General features: G+C 74.9%; 17 protein-coding genes. 5 read left to right on the top strand and 12 right to left on the bottom strand.

Annotated elements, in window-relative coordinates; translation table 11 throughout:
- The first annotated feature begins 65 nt into the window (after positions 1 to 65).
- Positions 66 to 656, top strand: coding sequence for a universal stress protein (locus ACQEU8_RS30445; RefSeq protein ID WP_433106754.1), 591 nt, complete (start codon positions 66 to 68; stop codon positions 654 to 656).
- Between the two features lie 46 nt (positions 657 to 702).
- On the opposite strand, the gene ACQEU8_RS30440 is transcribed toward ACQEU8_RS30445, so the two are convergent.
- From ACQEU8_RS30440 to ACQEU8_RS30385, 12 genes are all read right to left on the bottom strand, one after another.
- Positions 703 to 1,269: a DJ-1/PfpI/YhbO family deglycase/protease gene (locus tag ACQEU8_RS30440; RefSeq protein ID WP_433106752.1), complete on the bottom strand. Its 567-nt coding sequence runs from the start codon at positions 1,267 to 1,269 to the stop codon at positions 703 to 705.
- Between the two features lie 59 nt (positions 1,270 to 1,328).
- Positions 1,329 to 2,282 carry a polysaccharide pyruvyl transferase family protein gene (locus tag ACQEU8_RS30435; protein WP_433106750.1) on the bottom strand — a complete coding sequence of 318 codons (954 nt, stop codon included), beginning with the start codon at positions 2,280 to 2,282 and terminating at the stop codon, positions 1,329 to 1,331.
- Positions 2,279 to 3,370 carry a glycosyltransferase family 9 protein gene (locus tag ACQEU8_RS30430; protein WP_433108827.1) on the bottom strand — a complete coding sequence of 364 codons (1,092 nt, stop codon included), beginning with the start codon at positions 3,368 to 3,370 and terminating at the stop codon, positions 2,279 to 2,281. Before ACQEU8_RS30430 ends, ACQEU8_RS30435 begins: the two co-directional genes overlap by 4 nt.
- A 116-nt stretch (positions 3,371 to 3,486) precedes the next feature.
- Complete coding sequence (gene rfaE2 / locus ACQEU8_RS30425) at positions 3,487 to 4,971, bottom strand: D-glycero-beta-D-manno-heptose 1-phosphate adenylyltransferase (RefSeq protein ID WP_433106748.1); 1,485 nt, start codon at positions 4,969 to 4,971, stop codon at positions 3,487 to 3,489.
- A gap of 134 nt (positions 4,972 to 5,105) precedes the next feature.
- Positions 5,106 to 5,738 (bottom strand): D-sedoheptulose-7-phosphate isomerase, encoded by a 633-nt coding sequence (locus ACQEU8_RS30420; protein WP_433106746.1) that lies wholly within the window; start codon positions 5,736 to 5,738, stop codon positions 5,106 to 5,108.
- 10 nt (positions 5,739 to 5,748) lie between these two features.
- Complete coding sequence (locus ACQEU8_RS30415) at positions 5,749 to 7,038, bottom strand: glycosyltransferase (protein ID WP_433106744.1); 1,290 nt, start codon at positions 7,036 to 7,038, stop codon at positions 5,749 to 5,751.
- The gene (locus ACQEU8_RS30410; RefSeq protein ID WP_433106742.1) at positions 7,038 to 8,003 is read right to left on the bottom strand and encodes a glycosyltransferase; all 966 of its coding nucleotides are present in this window, start codon (positions 8,001 to 8,003) and stop codon (positions 7,038 to 7,040) included. Before ACQEU8_RS30410 ends, ACQEU8_RS30415 begins: the two co-directional genes overlap by 1 nt.
- Positions 8,000 to 9,124 (bottom strand): glycosyltransferase family 9 protein, encoded by a 1,125-nt coding sequence (locus ACQEU8_RS30405; RefSeq protein WP_433106740.1) that lies wholly within the window; start codon positions 9,122 to 9,124, stop codon positions 8,000 to 8,002. Before ACQEU8_RS30405 ends, ACQEU8_RS30410 begins: the two co-directional genes overlap by 4 nt.
- A complete protein-coding gene (locus ACQEU8_RS30400; protein WP_433106738.1) occupies positions 9,121 to 9,834 on the bottom strand; it encodes a D-glycero-alpha-D-manno-heptose-1,7-bisphosphate 7-phosphatase in 714 nt (237 codons plus the stop codon). The genes ACQEU8_RS30405 and ACQEU8_RS30400 overlap by 4 nt, the downstream gene beginning before the upstream one ends.
- Entirely contained in the window at positions 9,831 to 10,916 is a 1,086-nt protein-coding gene (locus ACQEU8_RS30395) for a glycosyltransferase family 2 protein (protein ID WP_433106736.1), read from the bottom strand. The genes ACQEU8_RS30400 and ACQEU8_RS30395 overlap by 4 nt, the downstream gene beginning before the upstream one ends.
- Positions 10,913 to 12,610, bottom strand: a complete 1,698-nt coding sequence (locus ACQEU8_RS30390; RefSeq protein ID WP_433106734.1) for a carbamoyltransferase family protein — start codon at positions 12,608 to 12,610, stop codon at positions 10,913 to 10,915. The genes ACQEU8_RS30395 and ACQEU8_RS30390 overlap by 4 nt, the downstream gene beginning before the upstream one ends.
- Before the next feature lie 44 nt (positions 12,611 to 12,654).
- The gene (locus ACQEU8_RS30385; RefSeq protein ID WP_433106732.1) at positions 12,655 to 13,644 is read right to left on the bottom strand and encodes an NAD-dependent epimerase/dehydratase family protein; all 990 of its coding nucleotides are present in this window, start codon (positions 13,642 to 13,644) and stop codon (positions 12,655 to 12,657) included.
- 681 nt (positions 13,645 to 14,325) lie between these two features.
- Between ACQEU8_RS30385 and ACQEU8_RS30380 the strand changes: the two genes are divergently transcribed.
- The 4 genes from ACQEU8_RS30380 (at position 14,326) to ACQEU8_RS30365 (ending at position 17,973) form a co-directional block, all read left to right on the top strand.
- Positions 14,326 to 15,645, top strand: coding sequence for an MFS transporter (locus ACQEU8_RS30380; protein WP_433106731.1), 1,320 nt, complete (start codon positions 14,326 to 14,328; stop codon positions 15,643 to 15,645).
- A 166-nt stretch (positions 15,646 to 15,811) separates the two neighbouring features.
- Entirely contained in the window at positions 15,812 to 16,003 is a 192-nt protein-coding gene (locus ACQEU8_RS30375) for a DUF2795 domain-containing protein (RefSeq protein ID WP_433106729.1), read from the top strand.
- A gap of 48 nt (positions 16,004 to 16,051) precedes the next feature.
- A complete protein-coding gene (locus tag ACQEU8_RS30370; protein WP_433106727.1) occupies positions 16,052 to 17,011 on the top strand; it encodes a glycosyltransferase family 2 protein in 960 nt (319 codons plus the stop codon).
- A gap of 11 nt (positions 17,012 to 17,022) precedes the next feature.
- Positions 17,023 to 17,973, top strand: a complete 951-nt coding sequence (locus ACQEU8_RS30365) for a glycosyltransferase family 2 protein (RefSeq protein WP_433106725.1) — start codon at positions 17,023 to 17,025, stop codon at positions 17,971 to 17,973.
- The last annotated feature ends 71 nt before the right edge of the window (positions 17,974 to 18,044 follow it).

Below are 18,044 nucleotides of genomic sequence, written 5' to 3'. Positions count from 1 at the left end.
AAACTGCCTTCCACAGCGGTTGTCGGACAGGCCGCGCCGAAGCGGAGCAGCTGGAAGGGGGAGCGATGAGAGGCAGAGGTGGCGCCACCGGACGGAGCGGGGCGGCGCCGGGCGGTAACGGTGGCGACGCGGCACAGCAGGGACGGCTGATCGTCGGTGTGAGCGGGTCGCTCGCCAGCCTCGCGGCGCTGCGGGCGGCGGCGCGTGAGGCCCGGAGCAGCGGGCGCCCGCTGCTGGCGGTGCTGGCCTGGGAGCCGCCGGAGGGTGAGGCGGGGTACATGCTGCGGCCCGACCGGATCTGGGCCGAGAACTGGCGCCGGGAGGCCGCCGCGCGGCTGGACCGGGCCTTCGACGAGGCGTTCGGGGGCGACCCGCCCGGGGTCACCGCGGTCGAACGCCGACTGGTCAGGGACCGGCCCTGGCGTGCGCTGTGCCGTACCGCCTGCCGTCCCGACGACCGCCTGATCATCGGCACACGAGTGGCGCGGCGCGGCCTGTTCCATTACGGCGGAACCCGGCGCCGCGTGCCGGCCCGGGCCACCTGCCCGGTCCTGACCGTCCCGGCCCCGCACTTCCCGGCGTATCTGCGTACCCGGTTGCGTCATGCGACACCGGCCGACTTCGTTCCCAAGGGGACTGGGGGAGCACCTGCTTGACCTGCTCGTGTGCCGCGCGGCCGGGGCGGTGTACGCGTCGGGTGGGTCAGGCCGGCTGGGGTGTTCTGGCCTTGGCCACCTGCTGGACGAGGGCGGCGCAGAACGGCGCGAAGTCGTCGGGGAAGCCGCGGCTGGTGACGAGGTTGCCGTCGATGACGACCTCCTCCTCGACCACCTCGGCGCCCGCGTTGCGCAGATCGGTGCGGATGCTGGGCCACGAGGTGAGGCGGCGGCCACGGATCACGTCCGCCTCAGCCAGGGTCACCGGGCCATGGCAGATGGCCGCGACGGGTTTCCCGGCCTGCATGAACTCCCGTGCGAAGTCGACCGCGTCGGGGTCCGTCCGCAGCTGGTCGGGGTTCATCGCGCCGCCGGGCAGCACCAGCGCGTCGTAGTCGTCGGCGGACGCGTCGGCGACCGTCCTGTCCACGGTGAGGGTGCCTGCCGGGTCGATGTCCATCTGGCGGGCGTTGATCTCCCCGGTGTGCGGTGAGATCACCTCCGTACGGGCCCCCGCACCGTGCAGGGCGCCGCGCGGTTGCTCCAGCTCGACGCGTTCCACGCCGTCGGTGGCGAGGAGTGCCACCGTCGTGCCGTGCAGATCGGTGGTCATGATGCGGCTCCCTTCGGCCCGGTCCTCCCCCAATCAGGTTCTCATGCCAGCAAAACGTGTCAAATGGGATGAGCGGCGTGACCGGTGCCCTCTCCGGTCCGTGCGAGGGAGTCGCGCAGGGCATCGGCGAGGGGTTCGGGCCGTGGCGTGGCGGCGTAGGCGGCGGCCCGGCTGCGGCCCTCCGCGTGCGCCCACTCCCACCAGTGCGCCAGCGCCGCGTCGTCCAGCCGCTCGGCGGGGATCACCGCGGGCCAGTCCAGTGCCTGTGCCTGCGCGCTGACCTTCGCGCCGCCCGCCACCGGGTCGACGGCGACGGCGGGCACACCGGACCGCAGCGCCAGCACCATGCCGTGCAGCCGGTTGGTCACCACCAGGTCGACCCGGGCCAGCACGGCGTCCAGCTGCTCCGGGGTGCCACACAGCCGCCAGTCGCGGGTGTCCAGCCGCGTCTCCAGTTCCAGCCGCGCACAGTCCTGGCTGCCCAGCCAGTCGGTGATTCGGCGCACCGTCTCCTCGTGCCGCCGCCGGCCCGTGTACTCGTGCTGGCCGGCCGTGAGGACCGTCGCCACCACCGGCGGCAGCCGGTCCGGTGGCCGGGTGCCCGCCGACAGATCGGGCGACGGGCCGGTGGCACCCGGCGTCAGCCGGGGGAGGGCCGCGCCGCCGTCCCTGGCGATCACCTCGTGGAACCCCCGCACGGCCGGGTCCTCCGGGTCGACCACCGAGACGCCGACGGCAATGCGGCGGCAGTGCGCGAAGCGCTGGTGCAGGGCCGCCGTCTGCGGGCCGCTGCACGGTCCGCAGACGAACAGCAGCAGGTCGTACTCCCCGGCCGGGGCCGCCTCCAACGACAGCTCCCCGGGTCGGAACCCGGGGCTCCACGCCACGTCGTACGCCACCCCCATGCTCCGCACCACGTCCTCGGCTCGCCGCAACGCCACCACGTCCCCGGCCGTCACCTCGCCGTCCACGAAGCTGAACCACCCGGTGAGCAGCGCCCGCCGATACGTCACAGTCCCACCCCGTGCGGCGCTCCGGCTTCCCGCGTCCCGACACCGTCGCCGGCATCCGCCCCGGGGTCGCCGGGCGCCACGGAACCCGCGCCCGGCGACCCCGGCGCGCCCCTACCCGGCAGCGCCGTGCAGGCCACCACGACCTCGTCCGGCGTGATGCGGAGCAGCCGCGGGTCGGTGCCGGCACCGTGCGGGTCACCGGGGCGTACCCCGTCACCGGGGAACGGCCGCCACAGCACGCGGTGCCGCGGATGCGGGGGCGGCCCCCACAGGGCGGGGGAGACGGGGCCGAACAGCACGACGGACGGTACGGCGAGCGCCGAGGCGAGGTGGGCCACTCCCGTGTCGCCGACGACCACCGCGCGCGCCCGGGCCACCAGCGCGGCCAGTGTGCCGAACGGCAGCCCGGCGGGCGGCCCCAGCACAGCGGCGGGCGGCAACCCGGCCTGCTCGGCGACGCCGTGGCACAGCTCCTGTTCGCCGGGCCCGCAGCTGAGCGCCACCTCCTCCCCGCGCCTGCGCAGCTCCCGTGCGACGGTGGCGAACCGCTCGGGCGGCCACCGCCGCGCGCCTGCGTCGGCGCCCGGATGCAGCACCACCGCTCCGGGTGCGGGCGACTCGGCGGCGGGCCGCCGCAGCAGCAGATCGTCCGGGTCGGCGGGGATGCCGTACCAGGTCAACAGGCGGCACCAGCGCTCCCGTTCGTGCTCGTCGGCGCGCCAGTGGGGCGCCGACCCGTCCGCGTACGCCAGCAGCCGCCGGGGCCTGAGCCGGGCGAGCACCGCACGGCTCGCCGGGCCGTTGCCGTGCAGATCGACGGCCAGGTCGGGCGGGGCCCACGGCCACGGCACCCGGGCCGGAACCTCGCGGTCCGCGGCACCGGCGGGCAGCAGGACGTCGACGACATCGACCGCCCGCACCGCGTCGGCCAGCCACCCTGGGGCCGCCAGCACCAACTCGTGGTGCGGAAGCGCGCGGCGCAGCGCACGCAGCGCGGGGACGGCGGTCAGCAGGTCACCGAGCCCCAGCGCGCGCAGCACCAGCGTGCGCGGCCGGTCCGGGTCGGCGCCCGCCCCCTCCCGCAGCACCAGCGGCGCGGGACGTTCCGGTTCACCCCCCGGCCGCCCGGGCCACGCCCCGCCGGGCTGCCCACGGGCCCGCCGCGCACCGCTGCCCGGCGGCGGATCACCGGCCCGGCGGGCGCTCACGACGACTGCTCCAGACCGGCCGGACCGGCTGGCCCCGAGGCGCGCACCGTGCCGTGGTGGTCGGCGGCGCGGCGGGCCAGCGCCGTGGTCGAGCGGCCGTCCAGATACGGCAGCAGCAGGACGCGGCCGCCCCACTCCTCCAGGGTGGCGGCCTCGGGAAGCCGCTCCGTCCCGTAGTCGCCGCCCTTGACCCACACATGCGGACGCAGTTCCCGCAGCAGCCGTTCGGGGGTGTTCTCGTCGAACACGGCGATCGCGTCGACACAGTCGAGCCCGGCCAGCACCGAGATCCGGTCGGCCTCCGGGGTGATCGGCCGGCCCTCGCCCTTGAGCCTGCGCACCGACACATCGGAGTTGAGGCAGACGATGAGGCAGTCGCCGGTACGGCGCGCGTTCTGCAACATCCCCACGTGCCCGGCGTGCAGCAGATCGAAGCAGCCGCCGGTGGCCACGACCGTGCCGCCACGCGCCCGTACGGCGGCGGCCAGGGCGCGCGCGTCGTCCGTCTTGGACAGCGGCGACCGCAGCGGCGACGGGCCCTGCGGTGCGCTGGGCACCCCGCCCCACAGCGCGGGGTTGCGCACCCCGCCGGCGGCCACGAAGGCGCCCGACTCCCGAACCGCCTCCTGGGTGGCCTCCTCCGGGAGGGCGCCGTCGGCCAGGGCGCGCACAGCCGTCGCGGCGAAGCAGTCACCGGCGCCGCAGGGATCGCCCTCGGCCTCCTGGAGCGGCGGGAAGTACAGCGGCGCCTCGTCGTCGGGCCGCGCCAGCACAGCGCCGCGCCGACCCAGCGTCACCGCGACGGCGGCACTGCGCCACTGGGCCGCGAGCGCTGCGCCGCGCCGGCCGTGCCCGTGCAGCCCGTCACCGTCGGCGTCCGGGTGCTCCCCCGGGCACAGCAGCACGGCCTCAGCCGCGTTCGGCGTCACCAGGCGGGCACCGGGGACAGGCGGCTCGCCGCGCGGATGCGGGTCCCACACCACCTGCGTATGTCCGGCCAGTACGGCGAGTTCGGCGCGCAGCCGGGCCGCGACGCCGCGTCCGTAGTCGGAGACCAGGACGGTGTGCGCCCCGGCCAGCGCCACCCGTACCTCGTCGGTGACCGGCCCGACGGTGCCGCCGCCGCGGTCGACCCGCAGCAGGGGTCGCCCTTCGGCGCACAGCCGCGTCTTGACGGGCACACTGCCGCGCAGCGGCAACTCCAGCAGCCGCACCCGGGGCGCCAGCAGATCCCGTACCACCTGGTCGGACCGGCTCTGGCCGAGCGCCGTGACCAGGACGATCTCCGGACGGTCCGCGCCGTCCTGCGGGAAGGCACCGGCGAGCGCCGCGGCGAGTCCGGCCCCGCCTGGCCGGTTGTGCTCCTCGGTCACGTCCAGCACCGGCGCGGGCGCGTCCGGGGCCAGCCGGTGGGCCTGGCCCTCGACGTCGGTGTCCAGCAGCGTGTCGCCGACGACGACTATCGGGCGGTTGCGAGGCATGACGGCTTCCTTCGTCAGGTGCGTTCGGTCTCCTGTGCGTTCCGTTCTCCTACGTGTTGCAGTCTCCTGCGCGTTGCTCTCCTGCGCGTTGCAGTCTCCTGTGCGATCCGTGCTCCTGTTCGCGCTGTTGCGGTCTACGGGGTTCCGGGAGGGGCGGCGGGCAGCGGGGCGGTGGCCGACAGCAGGTCCTCGGCCGGTTCCTGTGCCGCGTCGAACGCCTCGCACAGCAGATGGACGGCCACCAGGTGCACCTCTTGGACGGTTGCCGTGGTGTCCGCGGCAACGCACAGCGCCGCGTCCGCAGCCGCGGCCAGCGGGTTGGGCCCCGGCCCGGTCAGCGCCCACACCCGCAGCCCCGTCTCGCGGCCCGCCAGCGCGGCGTTGACCAGGTTCTCGCTGCGGCCCGAGGTGGACAGCAGCAGCAGTACGTCACCGGGGCGGCCGTGGCCGGCCACCTGGCGGGCGTACAGATCGGCGAAGCCGTAGTCGTTGCCGATGGCCGTCACCGCCGAGGTGTCGGCGTGCAGCGCGATGGCGGAGTACGGTCTGCGTTCGCACTGGTAGCGGCCGACGAGTTCGGCGGTCAGATGCTGGGCCTGGGCCGCGCTGCCGCCGTTGCCCGCGGCCAGCAGCCGGCCGCCGTCGCGCAGCGCCTCGGCCAACTGCTGGCCCCAGGCGGTCACTTGGGGCGTGTGCTGTTCCCGGAAGGCGGCCACGGCCTGTTCGAGTGCCTGGCAGTGTGCGTGTGCGGGGTCGGCAGGAAGCATGTCGGGCTCCTCAGGAGACGGCAGGTGTCACGGGTACGGCGGCCGGACGGGCGGGGGCCCGTGCCGCGTGGGCGTCCAGTACGCGCCGATAGACGTCCTCCGTCTGCGCCACCACCCGCTGCCAGCTGTACCGGGACAGCACCCGCCGCCGCCCGGCGGCGCCGTACTCCCGGCCCCGTGCGGGCATCGCCAGCAGCGTCCGTACGGCGGCTGCCAGCGCCTCCGCGTCGCGGGGCGGCACCAGCAGCCCGGTGCCGCGGTGCGCGACGGTGTCGCACTGGCCCCCGACGGCGGTGGCCACCACGGGAGTTCCGCAGCTCATGGCCTCCAGGGGGACGATGCCGAACGGCTCGTAGTCGGCGGGGCACAGCACGGCGTCCGCGGCCCGCATCAGCCGCGGCACCTCCTCCCGGTCCAGCCCGCCCGTCAGATGCACCCGCTCCGCGACGCCCAGCTCGTGGGCGAGCCGGCGCAGCCGCCTGGCCTCCGGGTCGCGCGCCAGCTCCGCGCCCTTCGGGCCGCCCGCGACGACCAGTTCGGCCTCCGGTATCCGGGCGAGCGCCGCGATGGACAGCGCGGCGCCCTTGCGCGGCACCAGCCGCCCGATGTGCGCCAGCAGCGGGCGGTGTGCGGGGCGCTGCCACTGCGGCCCGGCCGGGGTGAACACATCCGGGTCGACGCCGCAGGGGACGACGGAGATGTGGTCGGCGCCCACCCGCATCGCGGCCAGCTCCGCCACCTCGTCGCGGCAGGTGGCGATGATCCGGTCGCAGGAGGTGCCGATCGCCCTCTCGCAGGGGATGCGTTCGCCCGGGCTGGTGTCGGCGTCGCCCTGGTGCCGCTTCTTGACGGTGCCCAGCGCGTGGTAGGTGTGCAGGAACGGCAGGGCGCGCTCCTGTGCGGCCTGGAGGGTGGCGAGACCGGACATCCAGAAGTGCGAGTGCACCAGGTCGGGCCGCTCGGCAGCCCACTGGGACGACAGGAAGGCGCCGAACAGCCCCATGTAGGGCAGCAGTTCGTCCTTCGGCACGGGCTGCGGCGGGCCGGCCGGCACATGGTGGACGTCCACGCCGTGCCGCAGCGGCAGCCGCTCGGGCAGGTCGGGGGAGTCGCGGCGGGTGTAGACGGTCACCCGGTGCCCCTGCGCGGCCAGCGTCTCGGCCAGCCGCGCCACATGCACGTTCTGGCCGCCCGCGTCGGCGCCGCCCAGCGCCGCCAGCGGACTGGCGTGCTCCGAGACGAGCGCGATGCGCAGCTGCTCCTTCTTCCGGGCCGTCCAGGCCGGCTGTTGCACCGTCATCAGCGGGTCACCTCCTCCAGAAGCTGCTCCCAGCGGTGCAGGAACGGTTTGAGCCCGTAGCGGCTCAGCGCGGCGCGCCGGGCGCGTTCCCCGTCCTCGGCCGCGGCCTGCGGCTCGTTGACGTATCGGCGCGCCGCCTCGGCCAGCACCTCGGGGCGGGTGGAGAGGGTGCCGGTGCCCTCCGGTACGGCCTCGACCGCCTCGGTGGTGGCCAGCGCGACCACCGGCATGCCCAGGTGCATGGCCTCCAGCAGCGACAGGCCCAGCGAGGTCCACCGCACCGGGTGCAGGTAGCAGCGCCGCCGTGCCATCGCGGAGTGCAGCTGCTCCTGCGGCAGGTCCTGGGCGTGGCAGCGTTCCGGTGGCAGCCCCAGATGTGCGGCGAGCGGCGCTGTGCGCATGCCGAAGACGTCCAGCGGCGCGGCCTCGCTCAGCGCGGGCAGCAGGTCGGTGCCGACGTACCGGCCGCGCCGTACGGGGTCGTTGACGACGACTGCCGCACGGGGCAGTTCCCCGGTCCACCGGTGGCCCGGGTCGACGATGCCGTGCTCGATGACGGTGGTGCGGGTGGCGCCGTTGTCCCAGAAGAGCCGGTTGAAGTGGGTGACGTGCACCAGCGTCAGATCGTCCCGGTCGGCGCACGGGTGGCGGGTGTTCGGCACGTTGCCGTCGGGCGCGTTGTGCTCCAGGTAGACGGCCGGGATGTCGCGGCCCGGCCGGCGCCCGCCCAGCCAGCGCGCCGCCAGCTCCTCCTCGTGCGGGCGCTGCAGTACGACGACGTCCACGTCCGTGTCGGCCAGCTGCCGCGGGGTCACCTCCCGTACCGACTCCGGCCAGGCGAAGGTCTCGGCCCGGCCCAGCCCGTCCGGGCCGCGGTCGGGCAGCACCGGCACCAGATAGGTGTGCGGTCCCTGGACGAACGCCGTCGTCCAGGAGCCGTGCACGTGCCACAGCAGAATCCTCATGTGCGGGCCTCCTCGGCAGCCCGGTCCGTGGCGGACGCGGCTGCCGTACGTGCCGTTCGTTCGGTTCGCGGTCCAGGGGCGTGCGACAGCCGGTCGAGCGCCGCCAGCACCTCCGCGTCGTCCACCCGCTCCAGACAGGGGTGGCCCGGCACCGGGCAGGTCACCTCGCGGGTACCGGCGCACGGCGCGCCCTGGTCGCCGAGCAGCACATGCGGCACCCCGAACGGCGCCCAGCGGTCGGCCGGTACCACGGGGGAGAACAGGCAGACGACCGGAGTGCCCACGGCAGCCGCCAGATGGGAGGGGCCGGTGTTGCCGACGACCGCCGCGCGGGCGCCCGCAAGGACGCCCGCCAGCTCGTGCAGCCCGGTCCGGCCGCCCAGATCCAGTGCGTGTTCCCCGGCGACGGCGGCCGTCAGCTCCTTCTCCGACGTTCCGCCGGTGACCACCACCCGATGCCCGGCCCCGGCGAGCGCCGCCACCGCACGCGCAGCCCGCTCGCGGCTCCAGGCGCGCGCCGGCGCCGAGGCGCCGGGGTGGACGACGATGTAGGGGTCGGTCCCGGTCAACGGGCCGGTGTCCGGCGGCGGATGGATCGCCAGGCCCCCGTGGTCGCCCTCCGGCAGCGCGAACCCGGCTGCGGCCGCCAGGTCCATGGCTGCCTCCGCCTCGTGCCGCCCCGCCGCCCTGCGGTGCCGCAGCTCCAGCAGCGAGCCGGGATAGTCCTCGCTGTCGGCGCCCACCCACGGCACCCCGGCGAGCTTGAGCAGCAGCGCCGTCGGCAGCGGGTTCTGGTGGTAGGAGGTGAGCACCAGAGCGCGGTCGAAGCGCCGCCGGGCGAGCGCGTCGATCAGTGCGGCGGTCGCGGTGCGCTCCACCGGCGCGGGATCCCGGCCCACCCAGGGCGCGTCGAAGGTGAGCACCTCGTCCACGCCGGGCAGCAGCCCCGCCGCGCCCGCGCCGAGCGGCCCCGCCAGCAGCGTCACCCGCCGGGACCCCGCCGCCGCCATCCGCACGGCGGGCCCGGCCAGCAGGACGTCGCCGACGCTGTCGAGCCGTACGACGAGCGTGTGCGGGCGGGGCCGCGAGCGGGCCGGCGGGCGTGGGTTCTCAACGGTCATGCCGGGCCTCCCAGCCGGGTGGGGGCGCCGACCAGGGCGCGGACGGCGGCTGCCAGATGCGCGGCGGTGCAGGGCGCCGCGCGGGTCTCGGCCGCGCGGGTGGCGGCGTTGGGTACGAGCACGCCGGTGGCCCCCGCCCGGTGCGCGGCGCCGAGGTCGGCGGCGATGTCCCCGACCACGGCGGTCTCCGGCGGGCGTACCCCCAGCACCCGGCAGGCGGCGAACACCAGGCCGGGGGCCGGCTTGCGGCAGCCGCAGCCGTCCTGCGGGCGGTGCGGGCACACTGCCGTCACCGCGAGCGGCCCCACCAGCGCCTCCATCCGCGCGTGCAGCGCGTCGAGCTGCTCCAGCCGCAGCCTGCCCCGCCCGATGCCGGGCTGGTTGCTCACCACGCCCGCCGGCACCCCGGCGGCACGCAGCGTCGCCAGCGCCTCCCGCACGGACGGCAGCGGCCGTACCCGCCCGGGGTCGGTGTTGTCCGGTACGTCCTCGATCAGGGTGCCGTCCCGGTCGAAGAGCACGGCGCGGGGCCGCCCGCACGCCGGTACCGCCGCGCAGGGCACCGAACCGGTGTGCGGAATCCGCACCAGCGGCTCCCGCGGCCCGTCCTGGTACCAGGTGGCGGTCACCGTACGGAGCACCACCGCCGCCGGGCGCGCGCTCCCGGCCCCGGGCGGGGGCGCGGGCTCCACGGGTGCCTGGCTGTTCATGCCCGCACCTCCCGGGCACCGACGGTCAGCTCCTCGCCACCGCGGCCCGGTTGCCCGGCGAAGCCCGGCTCCGCGGCCCCGGTGCTGCTCCGCGCGGGCAGCGCCCGCAGCCAGGCGCCGGCCCAGTGGTAGGTGGCGACGGGCGGGATCAGCGGGCTGCTCAGCAGCATGGTGAGGATCTCGTCCCGGGTGCGCGGCCCTGGGCGCAGCCGGGCGGCGAGGAACTCGCCGGTGCCCAGCAGCCACAGCCCGCCCAGCACGGCTGCCGCCCGGCGGCGCCCGGCGGCCAGCGTGCCCAGCGCGGCACCCGCCGCCGCGGTGACGGCCGCATGCCGCGGCAGCCGGCCACGGGCCGCTCCGGCGCGCCGCCACCAGCCGGGCCCGTGGATACGGTTCATCAACACGTCGTCGGCGTTGCCCCGTTGGGCACGTACCGAGACCCAGCGGTCGGCGGGCCGCACCGGGTGCACCGTATGGCGCTCGCCCTGCGCCAGCTGCCAGCCGGCGGCCAGCAGCCGCAGCGCCAGATCCGCGTCCTCCCGGAAGGCCCGGCGGAACCGCTCGTCGAAGCCGCCGACCGACTCCAGGGCCGCACGCCGGTAGGCCATGTCGGCGGTGATCCAGCGCGCGCCGGCCAGCCCCGCGGTGTTGCGCTCCCAGTCGGTGGCCGGCCGGTGTGCGGGCAGCGGGACGGTGATACGGGCCTGGCTGCCGGCCGTGGTCGCGTCGGCCGCTGTCAGATCGGCGGCGAGCCGCCGGGTCCAGTGCTCGCCGGGGAGCACGTCGTCGTCCAGGAACGCGATCCACTCCTCCTCGGCGGCCCGCCAGCCCACGTTCCGCGCGGCGGCGGGTCCGGCGGCCGTGCCGGGCACCACCTCGACGAGCGGGGCCAGTTCGTCCGGCACCCGCACCGGCAGCGGGCCGCACTCGCGGGCCGGACGGTCGTCCACCAGCACGATCCGGCGCGGCAGCGGGGGACCGGCGTCGGCCAGCGCCCGCAGCGTCCCGGCCAGCGATGGCCTGCCCAGGGTGGGCACGACGACGGCGAACTCGGGCGCGTCGCCCGGATGTCCGGTGCTCACGTGGGCTCCCCTCCCGCGACGTCGAAGCCTTGGGGAGCCGGGACCGGTTCGGGCCTGTGGAAGAAGCCGGCGCGGCGCACCACGTACGGGCCGATGGCGAGCAGGTCCACCGGCGCCGAGCCGAAGCACTCCAGCGCGTCCCGCGGGTCGTCCACCATGGGCCGTCCCGCCGTGTTGAGGCTGGTGTTGACGACGACGGGCAGCCCGGTGAGCCGTTCGAACGCCGCCAGCATCCGGGCGAGACGCGGCTCCTGTCCGCGGTCGACGGTCTGGATGCGCGCGGTGCCGTCGGTGTGCACCACGGCGGGGATCCGGTCCAGCCAGGCGGGCCGCACATCGTGCACGAAGAGCATGTAGGGGCTCGGCAGCGGCCCCTCGAAGATCTCCGGCGCCCGTTCGCCGAGGACCATCGGCGCCACCGGGCGGAACTGCTCGCGGCCCTTCACATCGTTGAGGCGCTCCAGATTGGCGGCCCGCCCCGGGTGCGCCAGCAGCGAGCGGTGGCCCAGCGCGCGGGGCCCGTACTCGGAGCGGCCCTGGAACCAGGCGACGATCGCGTCGTCGGCGAGCGCCTGTGCCACGGTCTCCGCCACATCGTCGGGCCGCTCGAACGGCACCCCAGCGGTGGTGAGCCACTCCCGCAGTTCCCGCTCGTCCCACTGCCGGCCCAGGTCGGCCCCGGCCATCGGCGCGGTCGCGTCGCCGCCCTGGGAGGCCAGCGCCAGCGCGCCGCCCAGCGCCGTACCGGCGTCCCCGGCGGCGGGCTGCACCCAGACGCGGGAGAAGGGGCCTTCGGCGGCCAGCCGTGAGTTGGCCACACAGTTGAGCGCCACGCCTCCCGCCATGGTGAGCAGTTCGTCGTGGGTGCGGCCGTGCAGCCAGCGCACCATGTCCAGCAGCGTGTCCTCCAGGCAGCACTGTGCGCTGGCCGCCAGATCGGCCTGCTCCTGCGACCAGCCCTGGCCCGCCCTGGCAGCGGGGGCGAAACTCTCCCACGGCACGTCCTTGGCGACGAATCCGCCGTCCCCGGTGGAGTGCACGTACCTGGCCAGCTCGGCGGCCATCCGCGGCCTTCCGTAGGAGGCCAGCGCCATCACCTTGTACTCGTCGCTGGAGCGCAGGAATCCCAGGTGCTCGGTCAGCTCCTCGTAGACGAGGCCGAGCGAGTGCGGCAACTGCTGGCTGTGCAGCGGTTCCAGGGCGGTACCACGGCGCCGCGCCGCCAGATGGGACGTCGACTCGCCGCGCCCGTCCACCACCAGCACCGAGGAGCGGTCCGCGTCCGGCGCGGCGAACGCGCTGGAGGCCGCGTGCGCCAAGTGGTGCGGTACGAAGCGCACCTTCTCGCGGTCGAGACCGGGCAGCGCCTCGCACAGGAACGACGGCGCCTCCCGCGCGTACGTCAGCCGCAGCGGGTCCCACGGGTCGTCCAGTCCCATGTCGACGGCGGGCTTGGCCAGATCCGGGTCGAAGGAGTAGGCGACCGCGTCGATGTCCTGCGGCCGCAGCCCCGCCTCGGCCAGACACCACGCGGCGGCCTTGTACGGGAGCTCCCAGGCGGCGAACGGCACCGGGCGTTTGCCGTGCTTGCGCCGGGAGAACCGCTCCTCCTCCGCCGCGGCGACGGTCTGTCCGTCGATGACGAGCGCGGCTGCCGGGTCGTGGAAGAGGGCGTTGATACCGAGTACGCGCATGGTCTGCCTTTCGCCGGAAGGGGCCCGGAGGCCGGGCCGCGGGGTCAGCCGCCGAGATGCCGCCGGAACCAGCTGATCGTCCGTTCCAGCCCGTCGCGGGCCGTGACCCGCGGCTCCCACTGGAGCTTTCCGCGGGCCAGCGTGATGTCGGGGCAGCGCACGGCCGGATCGTCGCTGGGCCGCTCCACGAAGCGCAGACCCGACGGCGAGCCGGCCAACTCGATGACCAGCTCGGCCAGCTCCTGCATGGTGATCTCGTCCGGGTTGCCGATGTTGACGGGGCCCAGCAGCTCCGAGCCGGCCATCGCCAGGACGCCGCGCACCGTGTCGTCGACGTACGCGAGGGACCGGGTCTGCCGCCCGTCGCCCGTCACCGTCAGCTCCTCGCCGGCCAGCGCCTGCCGTACGAAGGTGGGAACGGCCCGCCCGTCGTAGCCGCGCATCCGCGGCCCGTAGGTGTTGAAGAGGCGGACGATGCCCACGTTGCTGCCGTGGGTGCGGGCCTCAGCCGCCGTCAGCGCCTCGCCGAACCGCTTGGCCTCGTCGTACACACTGCGCGGCCCGACCGGGTTCACATGCCCCCAGTACCGCTCGCTCTGCGGGTGCTCCTCCGGATCGCCGTACGCCTCCGAGGTCGAGGCCTGCACGAACCGCGCCCCGTGCCGCCGGGCCAGCGCCAGCGCGTTACGGGTGCCGGAACTCCCCGTCTCCAGCGTGTGCAGCGGCATGCGCAGATAGTCGGCGGGCGAGGCCGGGGAGGCGAAATTCAAAACCAGGTCGGGCGGGGGCAAGGAGCCGGAAGCCACCCCGTCCACCTCGAACGGATGGCATATATCGGCCTCCAGCAGCGTGAATCCCGGCCGCCCCGTCAGATGCGCCACATTTTCCCGGCGGCCGGTGCAGAAGTCGTCCACACAGGTGACCGCGCAGCCGCTTTCCAGCAGCGCGGCGCACAAATGCGAGCCGAGGAAGCCCGCCCCGCCGGTCACGACGGCGTGCCGGAAACGAGGTACGGCAGCGGTGGGCAAATCCATGGGCACTCCTGAGGTCACCATGCCTTCGGGCACAGATACGTTCCGGGAGATGAAGCGCTTTCCTACGGGCGATGTGCTGAATGTTCCTTGGCTCACCCGGACTCCCGGGTATCGCTCGAGCTTCCGGGCGGAATTCGGACGGGTGGCTGAAATCCCGTCCGCTCGCCCTCTCAGCGTGCGGCCCGGTAACTGGAGCCGCAACCGAGGAGCTGTCGAGCGCTGCTCACCGTGGTCGAGTACCCGACCGAACCGACCCAAACACGAAGCCGTCACGGCCTGTCATTGACCGCTGTGAAGCGGGGTCAGTCATTGACGCATCGTGGCGACTCCCCGGCCCCCGTTCCGGCCTGTGAGCAAGGCAACTTGGGCCTTTCCTTCGCAGCTCAGGACAGTGCGAGCGGGCTGTTCGGCGCATTGCGGCGGCACTTGGCGACGAGTCGGCGTGAACCGTCTGTGAACATGGCTGAGGGCAACCGGCGCGAGCCTTTCCGCCCGAAGCGGGAGGCCGCCCGTTGCCTTCCCACTGCTTTCCCCGCCTTCCTGTCCCCTGCCTTCCTGCGCGAATTCCCCATGCCTTTTCTTCACTCGATTGCCGCCCGCTGGGCAGAGCGTTTCCGACGCGGCTCTGCTGACTCCGATCGCTCCGAGCGCAATCCCTGGCGCTGTCTGCGCTACCCCAGCATGCGCTGGTGGTCGGCGGCCAATATGGTCTCCAACGTCGGCACCTGGATGCAGCTGACGGTGCAGAACCTGCTGGTGCTCCAACTCACCGGCTCCGCCGCCACGACCGGCCTCTCGCTCGCCGTACAGGCAGCGCCCGGACTGCTGCTGAGCCTGGTCGGCGGCCGCCTCGTCGACTCCTGGCCGCGCAAGATGACCGCCACGGTCAGCCAGGCACTGCTCGGCGTGGTCGCGTTCAGCACGGCCGCGTTCGTGGCCTTCGACATGCTCACCGTTCCGCTGCTGATGGTGCTCGCCGCCGTCACCGGATCCATCGCCACGGTGGACAACCCGGCCTGCTCGCTGCTCGGCAACGACCTGGTCAAGCGCAAGGACGTGCCCTCCGCGATCGCGCTGGGCTCGGTGGTGCACAGCGCCGGACGGCTGCTGGGTACGGCCGCCGCCGGTGCCACCATCGCCTGGTTCGGCATGGCGTCCGCCTATGTGGTCAACGGGCTGTCGTTCCTGGCGGTCGCCGCCGTCATCCCCTTCCTGAAGCTGGTGCCCAAGGAGGAACGCGAGCCGCAGACGGAGCGGGAGCGCCCCGCCCCGGCCGTCGCCGAGGGCAAGCGCCGCCCCGCGCCCGGCGGCAGCCGCGAGGGGCTGGTCTACTTCGTGCGCAACCCCCGGCTGGTCGGGCTCGCCACCATCACCGGCATCTCCGCGATCTTCGGCCGCAACTACCAGCTGACGCTGGCCGTCCTGGTGACGGGCCCGCTGGCGGCCGGCGCCGGCGCGTTCAGCACCGTCTCCACCGTGCTCGCCGTCGGCGGCATGATCGGTGCCGTGGCCGCTGGCTGCCTGCGCAAGCCCTCCGTACGGCACGTGGCGCTGCTCGCCGCGGCCGGCGCGCTGCTCCAGGCCGTCGCGGGGCTCTCCCCCTCGCTGGTCGTGCTCATCCTGCTGGTGGCGCCCATGGCCGTGGTGGAGTCGGTCTCCGACACCGCCGGTACCACCGTCCTGCAGACCGAGCCGCCCAGCCATCTGCGCGGCCGGGTGCTCGGAGTGTGGCGCAGCGCCAGCACGGGCTGGGGCCTGGTCGGCCCGCCGCTGCTGGGTGCCCTCATGGAGTTCGCCGGCGCCCGGGGCGGGCTGATCGCGGGCGGAATGGCGATCGTCGTCGTCACCGGCGCGGTGCTGCTCACGCAGCGTCGTACGGCACGGGACGCTGCGCCTGCTGAGGCCGCGCCTGCCATGCCGAAGGCCCCGGTGGTGCCTGCTCCGCGTACGGCGCCGACTCCGGCGATGGCCGTGCGCGAGGCGGAGCCTGCCACTGCGTGAGGGCGCCGCTGAGGGGTGCCCCTGCCCATGGGGTGCCCCTGCCCATGCCGGCCTGCTGCTTGCCGGGGCTTGTGTTGCGGGGCACCCGGGGGGCTCTCACCATGGAGTGAGCAAGAAGGACAAAGGGGTACTCAGCGTCATAAGGCGCACGCGAATGGAGGACGCAATGGCCGAGATGAACCCGATCGAGGTCCAGCAGGCCCTCAAGGGAGCCTCCTACCCGACCGACCGTAAGACGCTCACCGAGCTCGCCAAGAAGAACAAGGCGAGCGACAAGGTCGTCGACAAGATCGCCCACCTCAAGAGCGACCGCATCGAGGGCCCCGACCAGGTCGAGAAGGAGATGTTCCGGGGCTGACCACAGCCCCCGCACCTCCTCCCGGTCGAGCTGAGAAGACGAGGCGCCATGGACCCGGCTCCCCCCAGCAGCCGCGCACAGCAGAGCGTGTCCGGCGCCAAGCGGGGCCTCTCCGACCGGCTCGGCGTCGTCATCGCGACACGCAACCGGCGCGACACCCTCGCCCGTACGCTCGGCAAGCTGCTGGCCCTCCCCGAGCGGCCGCACGTCCTGGTCGTGGACAACGCCTCCACGGACGGGACGGCCGACATGGTGGCGCGCTCCTTCCCCGCCGCGCAGGTGCTGCGGTTGCCCGTCAACCGCGGCGCCCTCGCCCGTAACGACGGGGTCCGCGCCCTGCACACCCCCTACATTGCCTTCAGCGACGACGACTCCTGGTGGGAGCCCGGGGCCCTGCGCAAGGCGGTGGACATCCTCGCGGCCCACCCCGCCACGGGGCTGCTGGCCGCGGACATCACTGTCGGCCCGCACGGCCGCCCGGACCCGCTCAACGCCGTGCTGGCGGCCTCGCCCCTGGGCGACGGCGCCGTACCGCGCAGCCGCAAGGTCCTCGGTTTCCTCGGCTGTGCCGCCGTGGCCCGCAGGCAGGCGTATCTGGATGTCGGCGGCTACCACCCGCTGCTGTTCTTCGGCGCCGAGGAGACGCTCCTGGCGTACGACCTGACGGCGGCGGGCTGGGACGTGCTGCACTGCCCCGACGTCGTCGCCCGGCACTCCCCGGCAGGCGCCCAGGACGGCGACCGCGCCGATGCCCCGCCCGAAGCGCCCCGGCCCGGCCGCCAGGCACTGATCCGCCGCAACGAACTGCTGATCGCCTGGCTGCGCCGTCCGCTGCCGGTGGCCCTGGGCCGGACGGCGGCGCTGTGCGCGGCCGCCGCCCGGGACCCCGAGGCCCGCAGCGCCGCCCGCGGCCTGCTGCCCCGCCTCCCGGCAGCGTTCCGCCTCCGCCGCCCCCTCCCGCGGGCGGTGGAGGAAGCCGCCCGCCGCGTGGAGGGGATGGCGGTATGACGGAGCCCGGTATGACGGAGCCGGAGGAGACGCCGCCGCACCCGCCCGCGACGGAGCCGGACGGGGGGCCGGACCCGCGTGTGACGGTCGTCGTCATCACCCGCGACCGCAAGGACGAACTCCTCCGCACCCTCCGCGCGCTCGCCCAACTCCCGGAGCGGCCCAGGGTGATCGTCGTCGACAACGCGTCGGCCGACGGAACCGTCGACGCCGTACGGGCCGCGCATCCGGAGGTGACGCTGCTGTCGCCGGGCCGCAACACCGGCGCGGTGGGCCGTAACCTCGCCGTACGCCAGGTCACCACCCCGTATGTGGCCTTCTGCGACGACGACTCGTGGTGGGCGCCCGGCTCGCTGCGCGGCGCCGCCGACCAACTGGACGCGCACCCGTGGCTGGCGGGCGTGGTCGCGCGGATCGTCGTCGAGCCGGAGGGCACGGAGGACCCGGTGGTGGCGGAGCTGCGCGACTCCCCGGTGCCGGGCCCCGACTGGCTGCCCGGCCCCGCGCTGGGCTCGTTCCTGGCCGCCGCCACCTGTCTGCGGGTCTCCGCGTTCCGCGCGGCGGGCGGCTTCGAGCCCCGGCTGTGGCTCGGCGGCGAGGAGGAACTGCTCGCCACCGACCTGGCCGTACGCGGCTGGTGGCTGTCCTTCGCCGAAGAGCTCACCGTCCACCACGCCCCCTCCCGGGTACGGGACGCCACCGGCAGGCGGGTGGACGGGCTGCGCAACACCCTCTGGTACACCTGGCTGCGCCGCCCCCTCCCCGCCGCGCTGCGCCGCACCTGGTATCTGGCCCGTACGGTCCCCCGCGACGCGGCCAGCGCCCGCGCCTTCGCCCGGGCCGCCGCAGCGCTGCCCTGGGTGCTGGCCAACCGCCGCCCCGTCCCCGCCACGGTGGAGGCCCGGCTGGCCACCCTGGAGAGCGCCCAACGCCGGTCGACGGCGCGCCGCTACGTGGGCTGACCCTGGGGCTTGCGGCTCTGGTTTTACGGAACGTCCACTTCTAGACTTCTCGTACAACTGCCGAGGTCAGC

It is taken from the genome of Streptomyces sp. CA-250714, from assembly GCF_050936705.1.
In the GTDB taxonomy this organism is placed as follows: domain Bacteria; phylum Actinomycetota; class Actinomycetes; order Streptomycetales; family Streptomycetaceae; genus Streptomyces.
The sequence above is the reverse complement of the archived record's forward strand: the minus strand, read 5'-3'. Positions and strand labels throughout refer to the sequence as shown.